General features: G+C 56.7%; 21 protein-coding genes. 11 read left to right on the top strand and 10 right to left on the bottom strand.

The genetic code is table 11. From position 1 onward, the window contains the following. The first annotated feature begins 24 nt into the window (after positions 1-24). The 4 genes from QMG40_RS00375 to QMG40_RS00360 all read left to right on the top strand — a co-directional run bounded on the left by QMG40_RS00375 (position 25) and on the right by QMG40_RS00360 (position 3,517). Entirely contained in the window at positions 25-294 is a 270-nt protein-coding gene (locus tag QMG40_RS00375; RefSeq protein ID WP_283526749.1) for a GlsB/YeaQ/YmgE family stress response membrane protein, read from the top strand. A 48-nt stretch (positions 295-342) separates the two neighbouring features. Continuing rightward, positions 343-1,533: a YihY/virulence factor BrkB family protein gene (locus QMG40_RS00370; RefSeq protein WP_283526747.1), complete on the top strand. Its 1,191-nt coding sequence runs from the start codon at positions 343-345 to the stop codon at positions 1,531-1,533. A gap of 210 nt (positions 1,534-1,743) precedes the next feature. Beyond that, entirely contained in the window at positions 1,744-2,379 is a 636-nt protein-coding gene (locus QMG40_RS00365) for a uracil-DNA glycosylase family protein (protein WP_283526745.1), read from the top strand. A 307-nt stretch (positions 2,380-2,686) separates the two neighbouring features. After that, positions 2,687-3,517 carry an FKBP-type peptidyl-prolyl cis-trans isomerase gene (locus QMG40_RS00360; protein WP_283526743.1) on the top strand — a complete coding sequence of 277 codons (831 nt, stop codon included), beginning with the start codon at positions 2,687-2,689 and terminating at the stop codon, positions 3,515-3,517. Here the strand turns inward: QMG40_RS00360 and QMG40_RS00355 are convergent. The 3 genes from QMG40_RS00355 to QMG40_RS00345 are packed head-to-tail and all read right to left on the bottom strand — an operon-like array spanning position 3,507 to position 6,819. Continuing rightward, on the bottom strand, positions 3,507-4,427 hold the full coding sequence (locus QMG40_RS00355) for a sugar phosphate isomerase/epimerase family protein (RefSeq protein ID WP_283526741.1): 921 nt from the start codon (positions 4,425-4,427) through the stop codon (positions 3,507-3,509). The two genes, QMG40_RS00360 and QMG40_RS00355, sit on opposite strands and share 11 nt — an antisense overlap. Beyond that, positions 4,424-5,683, bottom strand: a complete 1,260-nt coding sequence (locus QMG40_RS00350; RefSeq protein WP_283526739.1) for a dihydrodipicolinate synthase family protein — start codon at positions 5,681-5,683, stop codon at positions 4,424-4,426. The genes QMG40_RS00355 and QMG40_RS00350 overlap by 4 nt, the downstream gene beginning before the upstream one ends. A gap of 2 nt (positions 5,684-5,685) precedes the next feature. Continuing rightward, positions 5,686-6,819, bottom strand: coding sequence for a Gfo/Idh/MocA family protein (locus QMG40_RS00345; RefSeq protein WP_283528538.1), 1,134 nt, complete (start codon positions 6,817-6,819; stop codon positions 5,686-5,688). A gap of 226 nt (positions 6,820-7,045) precedes the next feature. Here QMG40_RS00345 and QMG40_RS00340 point away from each other — a divergent pair, with 226 nt between their 5' ends. Both QMG40_RS00340 and QMG40_RS00335 read left to right on the top strand, forming a co-directional pair. Further along, positions 7,046-8,182, top strand: coding sequence for a LacI family DNA-binding transcriptional regulator (locus QMG40_RS00340; RefSeq protein ID WP_283526737.1), 1,137 nt, complete (start codon positions 7,046-7,048; stop codon positions 8,180-8,182). Positions 8,183-8,258: 76 nt separating this feature from the next. Then, positions 8,259-8,681 (top strand): pyridoxamine 5'-phosphate oxidase family protein, encoded by a 423-nt coding sequence (locus QMG40_RS00335; RefSeq protein WP_283526735.1) that lies wholly within the window; start codon positions 8,259-8,261, stop codon positions 8,679-8,681. Between the two features lie 62 nt (positions 8,682-8,743). Here QMG40_RS00335 and QMG40_RS00330 read toward each other — a convergent pair whose 3' ends face one another. Continuing rightward, complete coding sequence (locus QMG40_RS00330) at positions 8,744-10,966, bottom strand: HNH endonuclease signature motif containing protein (RefSeq protein WP_283526733.1); 2,223 nt, start codon at positions 10,964-10,966, stop codon at positions 8,744-8,746. 331 nt (positions 10,967-11,297) lie between these two features. On the opposite strand from QMG40_RS00330, the gene cyoE reads away from it, so the two are divergent. Then, the gene (gene cyoE / locus QMG40_RS00325) at positions 11,298-12,326 is read left to right on the top strand and encodes a heme o synthase (protein ID WP_283526731.1); all 1,029 of its coding nucleotides are present in this window, start codon (positions 11,298-11,300) and stop codon (positions 12,324-12,326) included. 188 nt (positions 12,327-12,514) lie between these two features. Further along, positions 12,515-13,201, top strand: a complete 687-nt coding sequence (locus tag QMG40_RS00320) for a hypothetical protein (protein ID WP_283526729.1) — start codon at positions 12,515-12,517, stop codon at positions 13,199-13,201. 67 nt (positions 13,202-13,268) lie between these two features. Here the strand turns inward: QMG40_RS00320 and QMG40_RS00315 are convergent, their stop codons facing one another. Together QMG40_RS00315 and QMG40_RS00310 are read right to left on the bottom strand one after the other, a co-directional pair. Then, the gene (locus tag QMG40_RS00315) at positions 13,269-13,697 is read right to left on the bottom strand and encodes a universal stress protein (protein ID WP_283526724.1); all 429 of its coding nucleotides are present in this window, start codon (positions 13,695-13,697) and stop codon (positions 13,269-13,271) included. 106 nt (positions 13,698-13,803) lie between these two features. Beyond that, complete coding sequence (locus QMG40_RS00310; protein WP_283526722.1) at positions 13,804-16,212, bottom strand: transglycosylase domain-containing protein; 2,409 nt, start codon at positions 16,210-16,212, stop codon at positions 13,804-13,806. 211 nt (positions 16,213-16,423) lie between these two features. Here QMG40_RS00310 and QMG40_RS00305 point away from each other — a divergent pair, with 211 nt between their 5' ends. The 3 genes from QMG40_RS00305 (at position 16,424) to QMG40_RS00295 (ending at position 18,603) form a co-directional block, all read left to right on the top strand. Continuing rightward, positions 16,424-17,044 carry an L-threonylcarbamoyladenylate synthase gene (locus QMG40_RS00305; protein ID WP_283526720.1) on the top strand — a complete coding sequence of 207 codons (621 nt, stop codon included), beginning with the start codon at positions 16,424-16,426 and terminating at the stop codon, positions 17,042-17,044. Positions 17,045-17,188: 144 nt separating this feature from the next. Then, complete coding sequence (locus tag QMG40_RS00300) at positions 17,189-17,749, top strand: Dps family protein (protein WP_283526718.1); 561 nt, start codon at positions 17,189-17,191, stop codon at positions 17,747-17,749. A gap of 5 nt (positions 17,750-17,754) precedes the next feature. Beyond that, positions 17,755-18,603 carry an SDR family oxidoreductase gene (locus tag QMG40_RS00295; RefSeq protein ID WP_283526715.1) on the top strand — a complete coding sequence of 283 codons (849 nt, stop codon included), beginning with the start codon at positions 17,755-17,757 and terminating at the stop codon, positions 18,601-18,603. Positions 18,604-18,644: 41 nt separating this feature from the next. Here QMG40_RS00295 and hrpB read toward each other — a convergent pair whose 3' ends face one another. The 4 genes from hrpB to QMG40_RS00275 all read right to left on the bottom strand — a co-directional run bounded on the left by hrpB (position 18,645) and on the right by QMG40_RS00275 (position 24,183). Next, on the bottom strand, positions 18,645-21,308 hold the full coding sequence (hrpB, locus tag QMG40_RS00290) for an ATP-dependent helicase HrpB (protein ID WP_459252948.1): 2,664 nt from the start codon (positions 21,306-21,308) through the stop codon (positions 18,645-18,647). After that, entirely contained in the window at positions 21,308-21,631 is a 324-nt protein-coding gene (locus QMG40_RS00285) for a putative quinol monooxygenase (RefSeq protein ID WP_283526713.1), read from the bottom strand. Before QMG40_RS00285 ends, hrpB begins: the two co-directional genes overlap by 1 nt. A 213-nt stretch (positions 21,632-21,844) precedes the next feature. After that, positions 21,845-22,531: an MBL fold metallo-hydrolase gene (locus tag QMG40_RS00280; protein ID WP_283526711.1), complete on the bottom strand. Its 687-nt coding sequence runs from the start codon at positions 22,529-22,531 to the stop codon at positions 21,845-21,847. Positions 22,532-22,671: 140 nt separating this feature from the next. Beyond that, entirely contained in the window at positions 22,672-24,183 is a 1,512-nt protein-coding gene (locus QMG40_RS00275) for a flotillin family protein (RefSeq protein ID WP_283526708.1), read from the bottom strand. Between the last annotated feature and the right edge of the window lie 119 nt (positions 24,184-24,302).

Here is a 24,302-nt window from a genome sequence, read left to right as displayed (position 1 = left end):
CAAGTTCATTAACTAGGAGGAACCATGGGTTTCATCGGTTGGATTGTTTTGGGACTTATTGTCGGTGCGATCGTCAAGGCGGTCATGCCCGGAAGTGTGGGCGGCGGCTGGGTGACCAGTTTGATTCTTGGTGTCGTAGGAGCAGTAGTTGGCGGCTGGATCGGTGACCTGTTGTTCAACAAGGGTGAAATGAGTTTCTGGAGCCTTGGCTCTTGGATCTTAGCCATTGTTGGTGGGCTCGTTGTCGCCGGTATCTACGGGGCAATCACCGGACGCAATAAGACGGCGGCCTGATCGCTGTGAGCCGCGGCTGCCAACGGAAAGCAACGGACAGGAATATCTGTGCCTGATACGGTCCCATCCGTTCCAGCAGCGCGCGGAACTGCAGCAAACAAAGCTGGCGCGCCGGCACCAGATGACGGGCGGAAGCCCCAAAATCTGTCCGGCGTGCCGGCCATGTCCTGGAAGTATGTACTCAAGCGCGCCGTAAACAAGTTCAGCGCCGACGGTTCAACCGATTTGGCTGCATCACTGACTTATTACGGTGTGTTGTCCTTATTCCCGGCCATTCTTGCACTTGTTTCGATTTTGGGGATAGTGGGTCAGGCAGAGCAGACATCCAAACTGCTGCTGGACATGGTTGCAAACATGACGGACGCGAAGGTGGCTGAAGCCATCAGCGGCCCGGTTCAGCAGCTGACAATGTCCAGGGCAGCCGGCTGGACACTGGCGTTCGGACTTGTAACAGCGTTGTGGTCGGCATCGGGCTATGTTGGTGCTTTTAGCCGGGCGATGAACCGAATCTACGGCATCGATGAGGGGCGCCCAGTCTGGAAGTTGCGCCCGGCACTGCTGCTTGTCACGTTGGCCTCAGTGTTAATGGTTGCCACCATGTCACTGCTACTAGTCCTCTCCGGACCGGTTGCCCGGGCGGTTGGGGAAGCCGTTGGCGTTGGCGATCAAGCGATTACCATCTGGAACCTTGCCAAGTGGCCTGTTGTTGGGATCCTTGCGATAGTGTTGATTGCTGTTCTGTACTACTTCACGCCCAACGTCCGCCAACCAAAGTTTCGCTGGATCAGTGTGGGTGCGGCATTCGCCTTGATCGCCTGCATTCTCGCATCAGCGGGTTTCGGTGTGTATGTGGCCAACTTCTCCAAATATGAGAAGACTTACGGGACCATTGCCGGCGTCATAGTTCTGCTCCTCTGGATTTGGATCATGAACCTCGTGTTGCTCTTTGGTGCCCAAATCGACGCAGAGTTGGAGCGTGCCCGGCAACTGCAGGCCGGAATCAAGGCGGAAGCTCAACTGCAGCTGCCACCGCGTGAAACGGCGGCTAGCGTGAAGAAGCGTGACAAAGAGCTGGAACTGATCGCCGAGGGACGACGGCTCCGGGGGGAACTGCAGGAGGATGACGGGCATCCTGTCATGGGCTCACCCGAAGCAAAAGTGTTTTTGTGGCTTGCCGGGATCGGGGCGACTGTGGCCGCTGCTGCCGCTTTCCGCAACCGTCGCGGACCCCGGCGCTAAGGCCCGCAGCTCTCACTTCAACATCAAACTTGTGCCAATATAACTGTTGATTTCTGTTGGATTTCTCACAACAACCATCAGAGTGCTCACGTAGCACATACATGAGCGGCCCAGAGACTCGGGAAGATTGCTATGCTGGAAATTCGGACATACCCCTGCTCGGGAAGCTGCCGCATACACTCTCATCCCTCTAAGGAGATATAAACCTCAATGACATCCGTGGCCACTGAATCACCGCGTGAACAGCTTTGGAATCGCCGTTACGACGAGAACATTGCTCCCATCACCGAACTGTGCGACACCTTGGCGGAAGCCCGGCCGGAGCAACAAGTGGCCTACGTGGATCCGGCTCACGATGTTGATGAGTGCAAGATCATCAGCCTTTTCTCAAACGTTGGTGAGTTGGATGAGTCTGGCTTCATTACAGCTGGCGACGAGCAGGCAGCTACGCGTCTCCTAGGGATTCACTGGCAGATTGGTCTCCGCCCCAGCTATGTCATGCCTTGGAACGTTCACCCGTGGTTCACCCCCGGCCAGCCAAACGGTCGCCTAACGGCACCACAGATTGAGCAAGGGTTGCGCCCCCTGGTTAAGTTCCTGACCCTGGTTCCGCGCGCATCGGCCCTGATTGCCCACGGCACAGAAGCACATCGTTTGGCTGATCAGCTCCTGAAGGCGCAAGGTCCCATGTTGTACAAACGCGGTTTCGGCATCTACAAGGTCCGTTCACTGTCCGGGCGCAGCTTTGCCGGTTCCGCAGAACGCCAAGAGCAGTGGCTTCTGGAATCAGCTAATGCCTACTCCGAATCAATGACTCGCAGCGGCATCCTCGTCAAGAGCAACTAACTTCTAACATTCCGCGCCACGCGGGCCAGTTCAAAGTAGAGCCTAAACACCTGGCTGAGAACATCAGCCGCCGTTGCATCCTTTTGATAACTCGAGGTTGAAGGGTGCAACGGCGGTTTTATGTTCTCCTGTCCCGCACGTCACGGAGATGCTGCCAACTAGGGTGCATTCTTGGGAGCCTCGACAGCCCATCCTTCCTGGGTCAGGCTTGACGGACGCTTGAGAACCAGCCACAGGAAATGATTCCATGCGCCGTCTTCTAGCATTGACCGTTTGCCTGCTACTGCCTTTGAGTGGGTGCGCACAAGTGTCCAACGAGCCCAACGCTGCGAGTACTGCCTCAATCGCACCACAAAGCTCGCCCTCGGAAGCGCCCAACGAATCCACCAGCTCCGGCCCCACAGAGACGGCGAGCAGCCCGCCGTCGGACGCAGGAGTTCTTTCCACCGTTCGAGTTGTTGCAGGTCGCGAAGGTCAAGCACCCGAGGTCACTTTTGACACTCCACTAGAGATCCAGGAACAAACTATGGCACTGCTTACCCACGGTGACGGTGCACAGGTCGCCCCCGGGCAAGAGGTCTCGTTCCGTCACATAGTCATAGACGCTCTCACCGGCAAGACACTCATTCAGACATTCTCCGAGGTAGCCGGTGGAGGGTATGTCCTCAACGATACTTTCAGGCTCCGGTTCCCGAAGATCTTCGACGTTTTTACCAGTGCAAAGGTTGGCGCATACATTGCTGAAGCAAGTCCCGGCAGAGGCCGACCGGCTGCCGTCACAGTTTATGAGATCGAGTCAGTCAAGGACCTGCCGGACGTGCCCCGGCTCCTGACCACTGAAGAGGTTGCTGCCCTGGTGAATGATGGCCAACTGCCAGTAACCACTTTTGCTGCAAACGGTGCGCCCAGTATCACGATTCCACCCAATAATGCCCCGCGTGACCTTGCCGTGCAGGTCTTGAGCGAGGGCACAGGGGAAATCATCGGCCCCAATGACACGATGACTGCTTTATATACCGGCTGGACATGGGCCGGGGCCCAACAATTTGATTCGGCCTACGACCGTGGCCAGGCCGCTGACGTTGACCGCCCTGCGGGGCCCCTGGTCTACGTCATCAAAATTGTCTCTAAAGTATAGAAACATCCTCATCGTCATTGGCATAGGGTGCCACCAGTTCCCTGTATCGGTCTTTGACACACTCCACCACTTCAGCATGCGGTTGCGCCCATATCTCCTCGTTGAAGATTTCAACTTCAATAACCCCGCTGTAGCCGGCCTCAGCAACCCAGCGTCCAATCGTGGGGAAGTCGATCACGCCGTCGCCCATGAAACCGCGGGACAACAGTGAGTCAGAAGCGATGGGTAGGTTGAAATCGCACACCTGATAGGACGCGATCCGGCCTTCTTGCCCGGCCCGCGCGATCTGTTCTTGAAGGGATGGGTCCCACCACACGTGAAAAGTGTCAATCACCACGCCCACGGCCTCGGCCGGGTACGGCGCGGCCAAATCAAGTGCCTGGCCCAACGTCGAAAGCACGGCGCGGTCCGCTGCGAACATTGGGTGCAGTGGTTCAAGGGCCAACCTGACTCCGTGTTCGATGGCAAAAGGGACAAGCTCACCGAGACGTTCCCCGACACGCTCGCGCGCTGACACCACGTCTTTTCCACCAGCTATTGAACCAGTGGCACCGCCGCCATCAACGGCACCGGGAGCAACGCTGAAGTCAGGTAACCCGCCCACCACCATGATGATTTCTGGCGCCCCAAGGGCTTCCGCCTCCAATATGGCCGCCTTATTATCTGCCAACGCAGCAGCTTGGCCCTGCTCATCTGCAGCTGTCAAGAATCCGCCACGGCACAGGCTTGAGACCTGCAAACCCGACTCACGCACCATTTTTAGTGCGTGTTCTAAACCAACCTCGGCTACTTTGTCCCGCCATAGCCCAATGTGGGACAGTCCAGCGGCTGCAGTGACCTCAAGAGCTTCGGCGAGGGATGCCTTCTTCATAGTTCCTGTGTTGATTGACAGCTTTTCGAAAGTCCTCATTCGCTAACCCCTTCTGAGATCATCGGGGAGCGAGAGAGCTCCGAAGCAACACCCGCAGCGTTTAAGTAACATGCCATTCTGGCGGCGGCTAGTTCAGGTTTGAGAAGGAGGGCTGCCGTGTTGGCCAGTCGGAACAACTTCACCAAGTGGTTCAGGTTGCGTCCGGCATGTAGACCTCCCACCATCTGGAAGCCGGCCTGGTGCCCGTTGAGCCAGGCTAGAAACGCGATGCCCGTCTTGTAGTAATAGGTGGGTGCTTCAAAGATGTGCAAGCCCAAATTTCTTGTGGAATCAAGGATGGCGCGTGCTTCTTTGGGACGCCCTGCATCATATTCCTGTAGAGCGGTTGAGGCGGCAGGGGCAATAGCTGCAAAAATACCCAGCAGTGCGTCCGAGTGGCGAGTGCCATCTCCGTCGATGAGTTCCGGGTAGTTGAAATCATCACCGGTGTACAGACGCACACCCTCTGGAAGGCTCGCCCGCAACGCTACTTCGTGCCCGGCGTCGAGCAATGAAACCTTCACACCATCAACCTTTGTGCTGTGAGCATCGATGAGGGTCTGGAACGTGGCAGTCGCGGAGTCAACATCGCTGCTCCCCCAGTAGCCGGCCAAAGCCGGATCAAACATAGTCCCGAGCCAGTGCAGCACAACAGGTTCCTTCACCTCGCTCAGCAAGGTGCCGTAAAGGTCTAGGTAATCTTGCGGGCTTGCGGCTACCTTGGCCAGGGCGCGTGAGGCCATAATGATGACCTTGGCCCCTGACGCTTCAACCACTGCGATCTGCTCCCGGTAAGCAGCAAGCACGGCGGCTAACCCTTCTTCACCGGGTTCAACGGCGGCCGGATCCAGCTGATCTGTCCCGGCCCCACAGGCAAGAAGATCGCGCACTGTGCGCTCCGGCGTGGCAATGAAAGCGGCCTCAGCAGCACTGCGATTGATCAGTTCCTGCGTTGCAGCCCAGTCCAGGCCCATGCCACGCTGGGCCGTGTCCATGGCGTCGGCAATCCCCACGCCCCAGCTCCATAGCTCACGCCGGAACGCCATGGTGGCGTCCCAATCAATATCTGCGCGGGCTCCGGGAACGTTGTTTCCAAGCACCTTTGGTGTGACATGCGCAGCCGCATAAACTTTGCGGGAGCGCAGTAACTGCGTGGGCTTGCGCCACGGGCCCGGCGCTTCCAGAGTTAATGCTTCGAGCTGGCCGTTGGCCAGTGGCAACGTGATGGTGATGTTCTCACTGGATTTAGCAGCCATGACTAAAGCTCAATTTCCGGGACGTCGAAGGTGCGGCGTTCAGCGGATGACTGTAGACCAAGCTCGGCCAACTGCACACCGCGTGCGGCCGAAAGGAGCCCGAAGCGGTGTTCACGACCGGCAACAACATCACGCAGGAACTCTTCCCACTGCAGCTTGAAGCCGTTATCCAACTCTGCGTTCGCGGGAACTTCCTGCCACTGGTCGCGGAACGATTCCGTGACGGGCAGATCCGGGTTCCACACAGGTTTTGGGGTGTGGGCTCGCTGCTGGGCAACACACTTATTCAGACCGGCAACTGCTGAACCAAGGGTGCCGTCAATCTGGAACTCAACTAGTTCATCGCGGTACACGCGCACAGCCCAAGAGGAGTTGATCTGGCCAATGACGGCGTCTCCCTCTGGGGTTTCCAGCTCAAAGATGCCGTACGCTGCGTCGTCGGCTGTTGCCTTGTACTCGTTGCCGGTCTCGTCCCAACGGGCCGGGATGTGAGTGGCTGTCTTGGCATTGACGGACTTAACTTTACCGATAATGCCTTCAAGCACGTAGTTCCAGTGGCAGAACATATCTGTTGTCATGCCACCACCATCTTCCTTGCGGTAGTTCCATGAGGGACGCTGCGCACTCTGGTGGTCCCCTTCGAACACCCAGTAACCGAATTCTCCGCGAATGGAAAGGATACGGCCAAAGAACCCTTCCTCAACTAGGCGGCGCAGTTTTACCAAGCCCGGCAGGTACAACTTGTCATGGACAACCCCTGCGGTGATGCCGGCATCCTTGCCGATCTGTGCCAGTTCAATAGCTTCTTCAAGGGTTTCCGCGGTGGGCTTCTCCGTGTAAATATGTTTGCCATTGGCCATAGCCTTCTTCAGGGTGGCTGCGCGCAGACTTGTCATGGAAGCGTCGAAGACAACATCGACCGTGGGGTCGGCAATGACAGCATCCAGATCAGTTGTCCAGTGCTGAACATTGTGCAGTTCAGCTAGCTCGCGCACCTTCGCTTCGTTACGGCCCACGAGGATGGGCTCAATGGCTACCTTGGTTCCGTCTTCGAGTAGGAGACCAGAATCCCGCAGGGGCAGGATGGAGCGCAATAGGTGCTGACGGTAGCCCATACGTCCGGTTATGCCGTTCATGGCGATACGTATCACCCGCCGGGTGGCCTCGGCATGTGCGCCGGTTTGTTCCGTCGTTGCAGTGGGCTGGTCATTGGCGGTGGTAAGAGTCACTGATTTCTCCTGAATGTTGTGCTCAAGTGTTGTTCTCTGGTGTTGGCACGTACCAGTAAACCCGGCGTGGCCTGGACTTTGGAAAGCGCTTTCCAATATATGCTGAAGTTAGCTCCGGGTCAAGAGATAGCTGTTGACTCATGCATTATTCTTAGAAAAGGACGCCTCTGTGCCGGTAAAACTCACTGAAGTGGCGCGCCAAGCTGGCGTGTCACTGGCCACTGCCTCGCGGGTACTGAACGGCTCAAGTAGGACTCCTGCGCCCGATATTGCTGAGCGAGTCAAGGCTGCGGCCGAGGAACTGGGATATGTGGCCAACGCGCAGGCTCAAGCGCTGGCCAGATCAACCACAGGCTTAGTGGGGCTCGTGGTACATGACATAGCCGACCCCTATTTTTCCGCCATTGCCCACGGAGTGCAGCAGGCGGCCCTTGATACCAACCACCAAGTGTTATTGGCCGGAACTGACATAGAACGCGACGGCGACTCCCCCGGCGGTGCCGAACTAGCAGCCGTGAATGCGTTCATTTCATACCGCACTGACGCTATTATTCTAGCCGCATCCCGGCTTTTGGACGAAGATCCACGGCTGATAATGGCCCTGTCTCGATACGTTAGGAACGGCGGGCGTGTTGTGACCTTGGGAGCTTCTGCTATCCACGAAGCCCAGGTGGTGCACGTTGAAAACCACGATGGCGCCGCAGCGCTTGCAGGTGCGTTGCTTGATCAAGGAATACGACGCTTTGTCATCTTGGCCGGCCCACACGACCGCAATACTGCACGGATTCGTGTTGAAGGTCTTTCGGATCGTCTGGCACAAGCAAAGCTCCAGCCGCTCGCCGTGGTGCATGGGGCATTTACCAGCCAGGGTGGCTACGACTCCACGTTAGAGTATCTGGATTCTCTGGGTCCGCTAAGTGTTGCCCAAGAATTGAACGCTGCGGTGGAGTTCGGCGATGGCTCCCCGCTGTGCATTATGGCCGCCAACGACGTCATGGCTTTGGGTGCCATGACCGCGTTGAGGTCTAGGGGTTTACGCATTCCCGAAGATGTTCAGGTAACCGGATTTGATGACATCCCTACTTTGCGGGACCATTTTCCCGGCCTTACCACCTACCGTCTACCGCTTGAAAACATAGGGCGCCTTGCCGCGCAAATGGCGCTTGCTCCGCTGGCAAAGCAGCCTCCCAGTGTTACAGGTGCTGTTGTTCTGCGTGAGAGTGCTGGTTCTTTACCTGATTTTGGCACTCAGTCTGTTCCATCTAGTTGAGCCAGTAATCCGCCACGCGGCTTGTCCCATGCCATAGCCATAGCGGCCGCCATGAACTGTGGGGCATAATCACAGCATGACTATTGAAGAGCGTCCCGGCGTGAATATGTCCAACGACGATGCATGGCAGTTTCTTGAACACACCCGTTTCGGTCGCCTCGCACTCAGCGTTGCCAATGAGCCTGACATATTTCCCATCAACTATCTTGCGCACGACGGCAAGCTCCTCATTCGAACAAACCCCGGGACAAAACTGGCAGAACTGACTATCAATGATTCAGTGGCTTTCGAAATAGATGGTCTCACCGAGAATGAAGCGTGGAGCATCGTGGTGAAAGGGAAGGCACGCGTCCTTGAATCCCAGTCGGAGATCGATGTAGTGAGCCAGTTGCCGCTCTTCCCCTGGCTACAAACGCTCAAATACACATTCGTGGAGATCGTCCCAAACAGTGTTCGTGGAATTCGCTTTGAGCTGGGTTCTGAACCTGAACGCTACTAGGATTTCATGACCCTGAATGCTGCGATTTCATGACCCCGCATTCTGCTTAGTCGAGGCCGTGTTTAGGTTGTGTTGTGGTGGGCGAGGTAGTGGTTGAGTGTTTGTTCGTTGAGGGTTTCTTCGTCTTCGGCGCAGGGATATGTTCCTGGTGGTGGTGTTGGTAGGGGTGTGGAGTAGGGGTTTGCTTGGTCCATGTTCTGGATGCGTGCTTCTTCGTGGTCCTCTAGGGCGTTGCGGTCTTCGGTCTCGAGGTGTTTTTTCAACCATTTCGGGTAGCTCGGTGCGTGGTCCTCGTGGGTGGCGGGTGGGTAGTACCGTCCACTCGGTGAGGTCCAGGCAATACGGCCCTGTATGTTCGTGGGTGTCCAGCCGCGAAGTTTCATCGCTTTCCGTTGGGGTGATTGATCGGTGCGGCAAGCACCATTGCGGGTCCGATCGTCCTTGAAGTGTTTCAGGAGATGATGGTGATGACAGAGGGTCTCTAAGTTATTGAAGATAGATCTGCCACCGTGAGCAAATTTCTTGATGTGGTCAATCTGGCAGTTACTTGCTCTGGCTAAACAACCCGGAAATTGGCAGTATTCATCCCTGATCGCCAGCATAGTCCGCATCGTTTTACTGATTCGGTAGCGCTGCGGGGCAGCGTCTAAGGGCTCGTTACTGACCGGGTCTACCAGAACCCGTAACAGGGATTTCGATCCCTGCGTTAGTCGCCGGGCGACTTCCATACTGATAGGACCAGCCCCTTCAAGCCACGCAGGATCCTGTGTAGCGCCCAGCAACGACAACACAGGTATCAGTAACACCGGTGTCACCTGCGGCAACGGCGGCCATACCTCCTCCATAACAACCCCACCACCCACGCCGGCAGCGCCGCTGTGATGGCCCCGACGATGCCCCCGATGACGACCATCGGTAGTCTGTGATGATGAGCCAGATGATGAGCCAGATGGTGGGTCTGGTGGTGGGTCTGGTGGTGGGGTAAGGGTTGGTGGTCGGGCTGTGGGGTCCCACTGTGGATCATTGCGGATATCAGGGTCTTTGAATCCTGGATCGGTGTAGTGCGGATCATCAAAGACCGGGATTAGCTGAGGATCTACCCGCCATGTTCCTTCATCAGCTGTAAGGTCTTCCTGGTCCCTGCCTTCCTGTTCCCTGTCCTCCTGGTCCCTGTGCGGTTCGGAGTCGAGGGTTGAAAACCACGACTCACCACAGCCGGATATTTGACCACAGCCGGATATTTCATCACACCCTGGCATTGCCCCATGCTCGGGCATTTCAGCACTATCTTCACTCGCATCGGGTTGCATGGGTGGGGCGGGGCTGTGGATGTGGTTTTGGGCCATGCTTTGATTCAGTAGCAGGGACGCTGCAATATCGGCACGGAGTTGGGTCAGGGTCCGGGTTTCATGGGGGCCTTGGGCGCTTTGAGCAGTGAGGGTGCATTGACTCCAGATTCCTTCCAGAGTTGGTGCTGGGCCATACAGGCTGAGCCAGGACATTCCGTCGTGGCCACGATTGACTCGTAAATACCTATCGCTCAAGGCGCGTCTGGTGCGGGCAGTGATCGTTTCAGGATAGAGACGTTCACGTTGCCGTCTGGCTTTTTCACGGAAGCTAGAGACCGTGCAGTCTTCGGCTTTGCCGAGTAAGACCTGCTCTAGAGAGTCAACCGCAGCCGCAGGGACACCACTTTGACGGACCAAGGCTGTTTCCTGGGCAATAATGACCGCATAGTCCCAGCCTAAAGCGCCCGTAATCATGCATGAGAGAGTGCCTGGCAACTCCCGCACGAGCGTGCGCGAATGAGTCATTAACTCCCCAGCCACATCCTCAGGGATCTGTAAAACCCCGGCTACCTCAGCGCGGAGCCCGGACATGGACCCTTCACGCTGGAACGCATCAAAGGCAAGGATGCTACCTTCAAGGCCGCCAGCACAAGAAAGACGCTCCATTAAAACGGCCGCAAGAGCCGCACATTGATTTTGATGCACGCGTAGGGCTTCGATAGCCGCGGTGCACTCATCCATTAACGCCCGCACACACCCTAAACGCGAAGTCGGCAGCGCTCCACCCACCACAACACCATCAGCAACCCCAGCCTCAGAAGCAGTAATCCCGAGATCACCGTTAGGACCCGGGAAGTCTGGCAGTGACACCATCGCAGCAATATCATTAGCCAGCGGCCCGATCACGGGAAGAACTAGCCCAGCAATGAAATCCGCCACACCCATTGTGGTGGAGGAAACATCCCGACCAGCCGGGAAATTCACTGAACTACCCATACCACAATTATAGTCCCAAGTTACGGGTATTGCTAGTGATTCTTCAAACTGAAGAATATGTATTCTATATTCTCTATGAATCAGGTCTAGAAAGTTGCTTCGGCGCCACCATCAGAACCTGGATCCCAAACGGATGCCCGAGAGGGAAAAGAAGGAGAGGACGAACCAACCAATTGTTGGCATCCGCCCACACGAGATTGTTCCTTTGCCAGCTAGTCAGTTGACCACTAAAAGCTTGTCCCACTACCGTTTGATCCTGCTCTCGTTAGTCCGCTGAAGATGCCGCCGGAGGATACTCTTGAGATAGTCACTTTTCGTTTTGGAGCTCCTCATGACCACCCGTAGTTCATCAAGGCCCGCCCATCAAGGCACTCCGTCCACCAACACTGAAGCAGCTTGCAAAAAGAGCATAGTTGGAGATATTGGAGAAGCTGTTGGTCCCGGAACTGATGGCAAGGACAGCGCACTTGCAGCAAGAGCCACTGGTACCTCTTGGCGCGCCAGAGCTCTTCGTTACTACTCTCTTGCAAAACCCAGAGTCCTCTATGGCAACGTCCTAACCGCGGCGGCAGGTTTTCTTTTCGCCAGTGAGGGCCGTATCAACTGGGTAGTCTTTCTGGCAGTCTGCCTGGGTACCACCCTGGTCATTGCGTCAGCATGCGTGCTCAACAACATCCTTGACCGAGACATCGACACCCTTATGGATCGAACCAAGAAACGGGCATCCGTGACAGGTGGTGTAGGCGTGCGCAACGCCAGCATTTACGCTGCCGTACTTGGCATGCTCGGTATGGCCATCCTTATCCTCTGGACCAACCCCCTCGTCGTAGGAGTGGGACTGGCTGGCTTCCTCATCTACGTGGTCTTTTACGGTATGTTCTCCAAAAGAATGTCACTCCACGGCACGGTAGTAGGGAGCATCTCCGGTGCGGCGCCAATTCTTGGCGGCTACGTTGGTGCCAGCAATTCATTTGATATGGGCGCGGCCGTTGCCTTCCTCATGCTTTTCCTTTGGCAGTTCCCTGCGTTCTATTCGATCGCTATCTACCGCAGGGCTGAGTACGCCCGAGCCGGCGTACCTGTGATCTCAGTAGTTCGGGGTAATGCTCACACCAAAGTTCAAATTCTTTTTTACACGGTGCTCTTCGTCGCAGTTTCACTCCTCCCCCAACTTTTCGGCTATACCGGATGGATGTATACGGCCGTCATGGCGGTTCTTGGAGTTGGCTGGCTCGTTGCCGCATTGCGCGGTTTCACTGCCCCTGACGACGACGCATGGGCCCACCTAATGTTTCGCTACGCCCTGATAATGATGTGCGCTATTTCCGTCATGCTTGCCATCGGGCCACGGCTGCTCTAACGGCTCCTGTGAATACGGCTCCAGTGAATACGGCTCCTGTGAATGTGCCCCCGAAGCTAGTGTGATGACGGGTTGCTCTTGACCTTCCCCGAATTTAGGCCTGCAATGGAGTATGGCCACGAATAGTGTTGGCCCGCTCATTGTCTGCGGCCATCACCGGCCCGACCTTGTGCTAGGAGGTACTGGAAATGGTTGTTATTGTTCTTCTTTTGCTAGTCACCGTGACGGCTGCGGGCACTGTGTGGCTGATCCATACGCGCACGCAACCGGAGAACGATCCCGATTCCACCTTTTGGTATGCGTTCACCGGGCTCTGCGTGTTACTGCCGATGATTATCATTCCGGCCCTAACAAGCAATCTCACATCCATTCTGTTGCTGGTCTTCGCCATGGCAGCGGCTATTACTACTCACAAAATTCTGCAGCGTCAGCAGGCCACTGCCAACCAAGAGAAGCGGCGCACCCAGCTCAGTGTGGCTCTGCTTGCGATCACTGCCCAGCACGATGTTTTGATCGCTCAATGGAGCCGGTACGAGCTCGATCCAGGCGCCGCCATCGAATTTCCCAGCATGAGCGATGTCCGAGTTCCGGAAACCTCCGCATTGATCCGCGCCGTAGCCGCAGCTGCTCGCCTCAGACCCAGTGATTTGCTCGCGTGTGGTTTTGGCCCGGTTCGTTTGAACCGACGCGAAATACGCTCCGATGAGCCCCAGTCATCCCAGACGGACCGGTCCCAGACGGCTTTGGGGCAGATAGACAAGGACGACGGCGTTGGCCCCTACCAGCGGGCAGTTACCGATCTGGCGTGGGCTTTGCAAACGGCAGAGGACGCAGCGCGGCGAAGCCACGCTAGCTGCCTCGAAAAACCGGCTTAGTTCAGGTACCAACTAGTTAGGTAGCAACTAGTCGAGAACCATCTAGCACGGGATGCCACGGGTGGTCCTACGGAACCACCAGTACCGGAACAGTTGCTTGGTTGACTAACGCGCCACTGACCGAGCCAAGGAGCAGGCTCATCAGTCCGCCTTGGCCGCGCCTACCAATTACCAGCATGCGAGCACCCTCTGAGAATGTTGTCAGAGCACCTGCAGCTTGTCCCTTGATTAAGTGTGCAGAAATCGTTGTCGGGACCTGTTCACCAAACGCTTGAAAAAGCGCGTCGCTGAGAACCTTTTGGGCGCCTTCCTCGAAGCTACCAATACCAAGTGCGGCGTAACTTGAATGCTTTGTGGGCATTTCCCACACCGCCACAGCTTCTACAACCCCGCCCAACTCGTCAGCCAATCTGGCGCCTTCCTTGAGCGCGCTGACAGATGCAGTTGAACCATCGACGCCAACAACAATTCGGATCTCTGATGCAGCCTTGACCACGTTATGCTCCTTCGTACAGCGGGCGGTTCCCGTAGGTCTCCATTCTCGCCCAAAGCGGCGCAAAGGAGGAATAGGTGCTCCTTGAGGCTATGAAACTGCGGCAGGTCTAGGGAGCTGCAGGTGGTGCCGTTGGAATCTGCTGAGACGGCGTCGGTGCCGGAGCGGGTTCTACCGGCGCCGGCGGCTGTGGCGCCGGTTTTGGCGCAGGGGCTGGCGCTTGGGTAGGTTGCTCCTGCGGCTTTGCTGGCTCTTCTGTTGCGGGGGGTTGTGCTGGGAGTTGGGCGAAGGCAGGTCTGTCGCCCGGCTTCGGATCAGTTACCCCTGCAATCAGGGGTGCTGTTGGTGCCAACATGTCGGCTGGGGGCTGGGCAAAAGGCACGGGAGCGTAGGACGGGTTTCCGGCCGCTGCGTTCATGATGGCGGCCCATTGGCCACCAGCGAGGTCTGCGCCATCAACACCGGTGAAGTACCTGCCGTTAATGACTATGTCTTGATTTACCCATTCTGGTCCGTTGCCTTGGTAGCTGCCAAACCATGACGCAGTAGCGATGCCTGAGGTTGCTCCGATGGTCCATGTGTCAATATTTCCATCAGTTGTGCCGGTTTTAGCGAAAGCCATCGATTTATCATTCAGTGGGATGTTGTAGCCCGATCCACGAACCAGCACGCTCTGCAGTGCATAGCTCACTCCGGCTGCTACCTCGGGGGTGATGGCGCGCTGGCAGTCGGGTGCCGGCACCGGAAGTGGTGAACCTGCCGCGTCAGTGATTGATGTCAACGCTATGGGTGTGCAACGAATACCCCCACTGGCAAAGGTGGCAAAAGCCGTCGCCATATCCAGGGGAGCCACATTCTGTGTGCCGATCAAACTGGAAATTTGGGAAACATCATAGGGCTTATTTGTGCGCCCGTCCTTGACTCCGGCAGCCGTTGCAATCTTCTGTATATTACAAAAATCCAGGGTGGTGGCCGTCTGGAAAGTGATGGTATTGATAGAGCTGTAGAGGCCTTGATAAGCGCTCATCGGGTAGTAGTGGTCTGGATCGTCGTTGGGCAAGAGGAACGAGCCCGGAGCGGCTGGATCGTACTCGCCCGCGATGGGTCCACAGCTGTTCTTCCATGGGTAACCGGTTGGATATTTCCGGACCGCACCATTGATCGTTGTCATCATCGAGTGTCCGCTGTTGAGCCACTCCGCGAAAACGAAGGGCTTGAATGTTGACCCAATTTGGAATCCGCCAGCACCGTGCAGCGGCTGTCCGTTCTCATCGTTGACTGGTAAAGCAAAGTTGCCCATATAATTGCCCGGCGCGGCAGCCGGGTCAAAAACGGTGTTCTGGGCCATGGCGAGTACCTTGCCGGTTCCTGGCTGGACACTAACGATGGCGGCGCCTCGTTGGAGTGGGTCTGTGGCGCTCATCGTGGCACTGGCTTGTTCTTGAGCGACTTTTTGAAGAGCCGGATCAAGGGTTGTTTTAATCGTCAGCCCGCCTTGATACAGGACTTTGGTCCGCTCTTCGGGCGTTGCCCCGAACGCTTTGCTATTGAGGATCAACTGCTGAACGTAGTCGCAGAAGTATGGGGCGGAAGCAGCCGCGGCACAACCCTGCGCTGATTTGGTCACTTGCAGTTCAAGGGGGGTCTTTAGCGCAACGTCGTATTCCTCTTTGCTGATTTTCTTATGTGCCAGCATCTTTGCCAACACATCATCCCGACGTTGCGTAGCATGCTGCGGCTCAGTGATGGGGTCGTAGTAACTGGGCCTATTAACAACGCCGGCCAACACGGCCGCCTGCGCCAGAGTGAGATCTTTTGCGCTGGTATTGAAGTAAAGTTTTGACGCGGCTTCTATACCGTAGGCTCCATTGCCAAAGTAGATAATATTCAGGTAGCCGGCCAGGATGTCATCCTTGGACATTTTCTTTTCCAGCCCGATAGCCAGCTGGATTTCCTTGACCTTATCTACCACCGTCTTTTCCGCACCCAGTTTGGCCTCGTCGGTTTTTCCGTTGGATACCAACTGCTCGATCAGCATGTTGTTGACATACTGCTGGGTGATGGTGGACGCGCCCTGGCGGCCGCCGTTGATGGTCGCCAGCAGGGCTCGGGCAATTCCCGTGGGATCCACTCCCCCGTGTTCGTAGAATCTGGCATCCTCTATGGAGATGACGCCGTTCTTGATGAACGGGGACATGTCGGTGAGGTCAACAATTTTCCGGTCTTGGGCGTACAGGGTGGCAATTGTTGACCCGTCGGCTGCCAAAACAGTGGTGGCTTGGGAAGGTGCTTCGAAGTTTAAGGACTCTGGAACAACAGAAATGAAGTCATCGGCTCCGCCAACGGCAGCTGTGGCTAGTGCCCCTGCAGGAACAAACAATGCTGCAACTAGGACACCAACTACACCGCAAACAAGAAAAAACCGGCCAAGATTGGCCCACGTGCCATCCGCACCAAGTAAACCAGCCCAAGGGCCGGAGTTCTTTGATCCTGATTGTTTCACTGATTCATTGGCCATTGTGCCGACTTTCCTGTTTCTAGCGTGTGGTGCTGTTCCTGTGTGACCTGCTGCAGCTTTCACGTTTGCGACACAAGTATTTTCAATACTCCTCCTAAAAAATGGGAATTTACTGAAAATGGGGTAACTGAAAGGAAACAAAAGATGTTTCTCCTGCACACATCCCGCGCAAATCTAGGGATAGCGTGCGCAGTAGTCGTATGCTCAGGTCATGGCTAAATTCTTCGACATTCATCCGGACGACCCACAGGCACGCACAGTTGGCCAAGTCGTGGACATCCTCCGCTCCGGTGGCTTGATAGCGTACCCCACCGATTCTTGCTACGCACTTGGGGCTCAGCTTGGCAATCGGGAAGCGCTGGACCGTATCCGTGCCATCAGGGCGCTGGATAGCAAGCACCATTTCACACTTGTGTGCAAGGACTTTGCACAGCTGGGACAGCTTGTCATGGTAGATAATGACATCTTCCGCAGTATCAAGGCAGTCACTCCGGGTCCTTATACCTTTATTCTTCCTGCCACCAAAGAGGTTCCCAAGCGACTCTCGCATCCTAAGAAGAAGACCGTTGGAGTGCGTATTCCAGACAGCCGCCTCATTCAGGCAATCCTTGAGGAACTGGGTGAGCCAATGCTCTCCAGTACGCTACTGCTCCCCAACGAGGAGGAACCACTCACTCAAGGATGGGAGATCAAAGAAGTACTGGATCACGTGGTTGATGCCGTCATAGACTCCGGCGATGTTGGTGCCGAGCCCACAACTGTTGTGGATTTTTCCAGCGGTTACGCTGAGGTTGTCCGTCGCGGGATGGGCGATCCCACCCGTTTCGAGTAGGCGAAGAAATATCTCCCCATTCCCGTGTACGCTCTAGAACTTCTGTCTCAATATGGCTAGCGTGAGAGCACACGTGGATCTGATGCACTGTGCACAGCGTCCACACCGATAACCTGCAATCGCAGCTGACTCGAAGGGGTTCCCATGGCAGTCAAAATACCAGCACAGCCAGGATACACAGTGCCTGGATTGTCAATGAAGGACGGGCACAAAGTGGCCCATCTTTTGCAATCAAGACTCCACGCCTTAAACGATTTGCAGCTCACATTGAAACACGCTCACTGGAATGTTGTGGGCCGAGATTTCATTGGTGTGCATGAAATGCTTGATCCACAGATTGATCTGGTTCGAGCCATGGTGGATGAGACTGCGGAGCGGATGGCCACCCTCGGTGTTTCACCCAATGGTTTGCCCGGCGATCTGGTAGCGAAACGCTCTTGGAATGATTATTCCATTGGCCGCGCCCACACTTCGGCGCATCTTGCGGCCCTGGACATTGTTTATGTTGGTTTCCTCTCCAGCCACCGCAAGACCCTTGAGCAGGTGGGCCAGTTGGATCCCATCACCGAAGACATGATCATTGCTCAATGCGCGCAGCTCGAATTGTTCCAGTGGTTCATGCGCGCTCATCTGGAGCACGACGGCGGAGACCTCGCCAATGCCGGTTCAAAGACAGAGCGTTCAGCAGCTAAAAAAGCCAAGTAACGAAAATGGTTGTCAGGACAAGAGCTACAAGAAAGTATCCATCAACCGCGATCGTGACAGGAGCTGATACTGGGATCGGAAAGGCCACTGCTATTGCTTTGGCCCAGAACGGTTACGATGTTGGCTTTACCTGGCACGACGATGAGGCTGGGGCGGATGATACAACCGCCATAATCCAGAATTTGGGTCAACGGGCCTCATCGTTGTGGCTGGACACTACCGACCTGCACAGCTGCGCGCCAGCCGTGAATACGCTTGCGAAGCAACTGGGATCACTGGGTGTGTTTGTCAATAACGTGGGCGTTGGTTTGCTTAGTTCGGTGATTGATACCACCTATGCCGATTGGCAGCGTATTCTCGACACCAATCTTAACGGGGCGTTCCTGTGCCTGAAAGCCGCAGCGAAACTTTTGGTGGCCGGTGAGTCAGGGGGCCGAATAGTGGTTGTCACCAGCATCCACGCACATCAGCCACGCTTTGGCTTTGGTGCGTATTGCGCATCTAAGTTTGGCCTTGACGGACTCACCAAAACGCTGGCCGTTGAACTCTCTGAGCATGGAATTACTGTCAACGCCGTGGCTCCGGGCGAAATTGCCACCCATTTGGATGCAACCGAAACGAGGCATCCGCATGAGATTGCACGTCCCGGGATTCCCTTGGGACATGCAGGAACCGCTAAGGAAGTTGCCAGTGTCATCGCCTTCTTAGCCTCGCCTGCGGCCAGTTACGTCACAGGCGCCAGTTGGGAGGTCGACGGCGGAATGGCAGAAGTAGGTGCCCAGGCAAGTTCACATCTGACAAATAATCAGTGGCGTGAGGCAACGCGGGTCGGGACAAGCCACCCTTCGCAGTAAGCACAAGCAGTAAGCACAAGCTGTTCCGCACTAAGGTTCTCTCACATCCGGCTCTTCAGTTTTGAAGTCGCGGGCGCGCTCCACGGGTCTTCCGGCCATGGGTGTTTGGGATAGCGCCCACGCATCTCAGCGCGCACGTGAGCATAAGGTCCACTCCAAAAGGAGGCAAGGTCGCCGGTGACAGCTAATGGCCGCCTTGCCGGTGAAAGCAAATGAAAAAGTACTGGCACGCGGCCGGCCACCAGATGAGGGGTACTTACCAGGCCAAAGCACTCCTGCAGCTTCACAGCAACAACGGGAGGGCCGCCGTCGGACACGGGCGGGTAGTCAATCATAATCCGTGAACCACTGGGCACAACCAAGGATTCCGGAACCAACTCGCCAAGCTTGGCCGCTTCGGGCCACGGTAGCAGGCGTCGCAAAGGCTCTATCAGAGACAGCGAAGACAAAGACCTACCTGCCGCAACGGATTCAAGTTCGGGCCCCAACCATTCCGGCAGCCGCGCCAGCAGTGCTTCATCACCAACATCAGGCCACGGCTCCCCCAGCTCACGGCGAAGTAGGGCAAGCCTACTTCGCAAAGAACTGGCAGCACGGCTCCACGAAAGCACACATAAGCCCTGCTTAGATATGGCGGCCGCAACCGCGTTCCGTCCCTGGGCAACAGTCGCTTTGATTGGTGTGGAGGAGAGCAGCACAGCACCCAGCCGCCGTTCCCGACGCCCCGCGAGCTTACCGTTGATGAACTCCACAATGACCTCATCGGTATGCATACGAGAGGCGACTTCCACAGCATTTTTCTCACTCAAAGGACCGGCGGAACGGATAACCGCTCCCGTTCCTGCAGCGTCCCGGCCTTCCGTCCGGGAAACTTCTGCCACCGCCACCCACTCGCGCCCTGCCAGTGAGCTGCCGGCGGGTAGACCCGCACGGGTACCTGAGGAGAATAGGTACTGGTTTCCAGCAGCACCAACAACCAGCCGTGCAACCCTGTCCGGGAAGGCCAGCCCAACAACGTAGCCCACAGCGTCTGCTGCATCCACGCCAATCCGCACCGAATGCTTGAGATTGGCGCTGTCATTAGCGCTCTCACGAGTCTTGCGCACTATTCGTTGAAGGCGCCGCACTTCCTGGGCCCAGCGCTGCGCTGCGGGATCGCGTCCGGAGCGCAGCGAAGACAAAGCTGATGTGAGATCGGCTCCGGGGGCCCTAATATCACCGGATACCAGGGCCACAATTTCTGCTGCAGACTTGGAGCCCACCACCTTGGCACCGTCTAGTAGAGCCCGAGCCAAGCGGGGACTGGCGGGTATGAGGGCCAAAGTCTTACCTAGAGCGGTTGCGTGTCCGCCTGAATCCAATGCCCCAAGTTCAGCCAGGACAGTCAACGCCGCTTTCATGGATTGCGCAGGAGGAGTATCGGGCAGCAGGAGGCCCTTGCCGCCCGGCGAACCCCAGCAGGCAAGTGTCAGTGCAGCCGCACTAAGCTCGGCCACGGCTATCTCTGGGGTGGGGTGGGCAGGAGCTGCAGCAAAAGTTTTCTGGTCATAACAGCGCACTACTGTGCCCGGGCCCAATCGTGCCGCGCGTCCTGCCCGTTGGTCAGCGGAGGCACGCGAGGTGGTGACAGTGACCAAGCCTGTCATCTCACGGGTGGCGTCGCGGCGAGGTTCACGCGAGAGGCCGGAATCAATGACCAACCGTACGCCAGGAACTGTCAATGACGATTCGGCCAACGATGTTGACACGATGATGCGGGGCAAGCCGCCGCTTTCACGGGCTGAGACCGCTTTGTCCTGCTCGCGGGCTGGCACTTGCCCGTGCAGTTCAAGTACGTCTGTGCCTTTCACAATCGTGCGCAGACGCGCGGCGATATACCCCACCTCCCATGCGCCCGGGGCAAACACCAGTGCGTCCGTGTCAGCGTTCTGGGCCACGGCATTGGCGTGGGCTGTCGCTGCCGTATCGGCCACATGATTAAGGAACGCTCGGGTTATACCTCGTTGGTCAATCCGAGGTTGCGCTGACGGTGCCCAGAGTGTTTCAAGGGGGTACAGCGCAGACGGGCAGTCAACGATGGGGGCCGGCGGTCCGCCGTCGGCCGCCCCCAAAAGATAGGCAAAGCCTCGTGCGTCCAACGTTGCCGACATAGCCAGCACGGAGAGATCACCGCGTAATGCCCGAACCTCCCCCAGCATGCCCAGGAGCAGGTCAGTGTCAAGACCGCGTTCATGGACTTCATCGAGTACAACGGCGACTACACCTTCCAGCCCAGGATCGCTTAACAAGCGCCGCACGAGGATACCGGGGGTAAGGAACTCGATTAAAGTACCTGCACGGGTGTGACTTTCTCCGCGCACCGTATAGCCAACTTTGGTACCAAGCGCTGTCCCATCCAGCGCGGCCAGACGGCGTGCTGCCGCCCGCACTGTCACCCGGCGGGGCGAGGTGACAAGAATCCTCCTGTGCCCTCCGCCGCTCGCGTTGAGTATGTTAACCAGTAGCGGCGGTACGAGAGTGGTTTTACCAGTGCCCGGAGGTGCCTGGATAACGGCTGCCGTCCCCTCAGGGGGCTGCGCGCCGGACTGGGTGAATACTCTTGCCAGCTCGGGCAGTGACGTGGCGAAAACCAGTCCCTGTCCGAGCGTGGCTAGAGTAAATGGGCCGTCGGGAAGTTCCTTGGCAACGGTGTTTGGCAGGTGAATCAGCTGATCTGCAATTCGCCCATGGTGTCCCAGTCGCTGCCGTCAACTTTGCGTGAGACAATCTTCGGAGTCGCCACAAGGACTGGACGCATGGTTTCAAGACCAGCTTTGAAGTGTGCACTGGAGACGTGGCTGCTTGCCGCGTCGTCGTCGCGAAAGGCCTCAATGAGGACAAACTCGTTGGGGTCCTCGACGCTGCGGGACCAATCAAACCATAAGTTCCCCGGCTCAGCGCGCGTGGATTCCGTGTAGTCACCCACCAAACCCATGAATTGTTCGGCAGATTCGGGCAAAACCTGAAATTTCACAACAATAAAGTACATGGACTAAGCGTAGCCGCCGAGGGGCCCCAAGCGTGCGTAGCGGGTTTAGGGAGGTGGGTGCGCGGTAGCCGCCGAGGGGCCCCAAGCGTGCGTAGCGGGTTTGGGGAGGTGGGTGCGCGGTAGCCGCCGAGGGGCCCCAAGCGTGCGTAGCGGGTTTGGGGAGGTGGGTGCGCGGTAGCCGCCGAGGGGCCCCAAGCGTGTGTAGCCCACCTGCTACCAGCCGCGCTCACGCCATTGTGGCAGGGCTGCCCGCTCGTTGCCAAGGGTGGTCGCATTTCCGTGACCGGGCAAGACGATGGCGTCATCCGGGTACTTGTTGAAGAGGCGATCCTGAACATCGTCTAGCAATTGGGTGAAGCGTGCCTTGTCTTCGCCGGTGTTGCCCACACCGCCGGGAAACAGAGAGTCTCCGCTAAAAATTAGCGTGTCAGAGCGCTCCGAGCCACCGCTTTGTAGGATGAAGGCCATCGATCCTGGTGTGTGTCCACGCAGGTGCACCGTAGTCAGCTCAATACCGTCTACCGCCAGTGTTCCACCGTTGTGCAAAGAGACATCCGTTGAGACGCCCGCTTGAGTCTTGATCCCTGCAATATCGTCCGTACCAGCCGCTGTTGGGGCACTACTTTGGGCGACAAGGGACGGCAAGGCACGGAGGTGGTCCCAATGTTGGTGTGTGGTTGCAATCATCTTCAAGGACGCCTTAGCGCCGGTATTAACATCGGCGGACGCCTCTTTTAGTAAGGCGTTGATCGCTGGCAAGTCGTCAGCTGCATCAATGAGGATCTGGGCACCGCTGCTCTTAGCCGTGATTAGGTAAACGTTATTTTGCATCTGCGAGACGATTGAACGTCGGACGGTATGCATTGGAAGGTCATGGATGATAGTGGTTTCAACAGTCATACTCCCAGACTAGCCATGACGAGAGAGCAATGGCCCCCAAATCACTGAAATGGGGGCCCTTCCTCTCTAGCCATGCGGGTATAGCTCTAAGTTCCAAGCACTAGGCTATTAGCACTGTTAGCAGCACTCCACAGAGGCGCTTAGTGCGCGTCGATTTCGAATTCGCTCCCAGCTGTTTCGGCGGCGCTGTCACTGACGCCATCGGGTTCATTCGAGGAGTCCTTGCCTACAACACTCTGCAACAAGCCTATGATGTCAAGACCAGTGGAGTCCTTGATCAATTGGGTTGTCTGATGCACACCGTTGGAGACGTTCTTGCTCAACTGGCTTGCACCATCGTTGGAGACCACCGTCATGTTCTTGATAGCAGACATGGGCGCAGCAACTTCGCGAGCCATGGCAGGCAAGACTTCTAGGACCTTGCTGAGGATTGCTGCCTCATTGAACTTCTCATAAGCTTCAGCCTGAGCAGAAATACCAGCAGCCTCCGCCACTCCCTTTGCCTTGATTGATTCGGCATCTGCTTGCCCACGAGACTTGATGACGTTGGCATCGGCCCGGCCGCGTGCCTCAATCACAGCAGCATCGGCGTTACCTCGCGCCGTGTTTGCAGCAGCATCAGCTTCTGCTGCCACTCGGTCACCCTCCGCCGTGAGCTTGCGCTTGGCGAGTTCAACGGTGGCTTCGATTTCAGCGGCTTCGGAAGCTCGACGTCGTTCTTCCAATTTCGCGTCAGCTTGCTGGATGAGCCTGTACTTCTCGGCATCTGCTGGCTTACGAACCTCAGTGTCGAGTTCTTTTTCACGCAGTTCAGCACGCCGCAAGGCAACTTGCTGATCGCGGATGATGACCTGCTCATTTTGTTCAGCCGCGGCAAGTGGTCCAGCCGCGTCGGCACGGGCCTGACGGGCATCTGCCACTTCTTTGAGCTCTGCACGCTTGATGATCAGCTGCTGCTGCGCGAGGGCAACCTGCTCATCCGCAATGGCCTTAGCCTGCTCCGCTTCCTGCACGGACTGGGCTTCTGCGATCTTGGCGTTTTTCTCGGCCAAGGCAGCCTCGGGACGCCCAAGGTTACGCAAGTAGCCTGTTTCATCATCCACTGACTGAATCTGGAATGTATCGATCTCCAGGCCCTGGTTGTGCATGGAGTGCTCGGCTTCTTCCTTCACACTCTTAGCAAAGGTGGCGCGGTCCTTGATGATTGACTCCACCGTCAACGTACCCACGATTGAGCGCAAAGAACCAGACAGCGTTTCCTGCGTGTAGTGGTCGATGGCGTCCTGCTGATTCAAAAAACGCTGCGCGGCCTTCCGCACGGAATCAGCGTCTCCACCAACTTTCACCTGAGCAACACCGGTGAGGTGAAGTTTGATGCCGTTCTTTGAAATGCCTTCAATCTTCAACGACACCTGACGCGAGGCAAGCGAAAGTGGGTAGGCTCGCTGTGTAAACGGATTGATGAAAATACGTCCAAAAACAACACGCTGGCTGTTCGGATCGGGCTGGTTCTTATTGTCCTTAGAGGAGATAACCAGGGCCTCGTCAGGGCTGGCAATATGCAATGCCATCCGTGAGATGACCGCGGCGATGATAATGAGCACCACCAGCGCAGCAAGACCGATAAATACAGGAATGAGGTTCAGTAACATGAGACCTTTCGAATTTCACGGCGGCCCTCTCGGACTTCACGGTCCGCCTTCTGGGTCCAATCCTACGGACAATAGGATTATTCTCCACATGATGGAGTAATGTTCGCGCAATTTCCCGA

This window comes from Arthrobacter antibioticus (assembly GCF_030063205.1).
Taxonomy (GTDB): Bacteria; Actinomycetota; Actinomycetes; order Actinomycetales; family Micrococcaceae; genus Specibacter.
The sequence above is the reverse complement of the archived record's forward strand: the minus strand, read 5'-3'. Positions and strand labels throughout refer to the sequence as shown.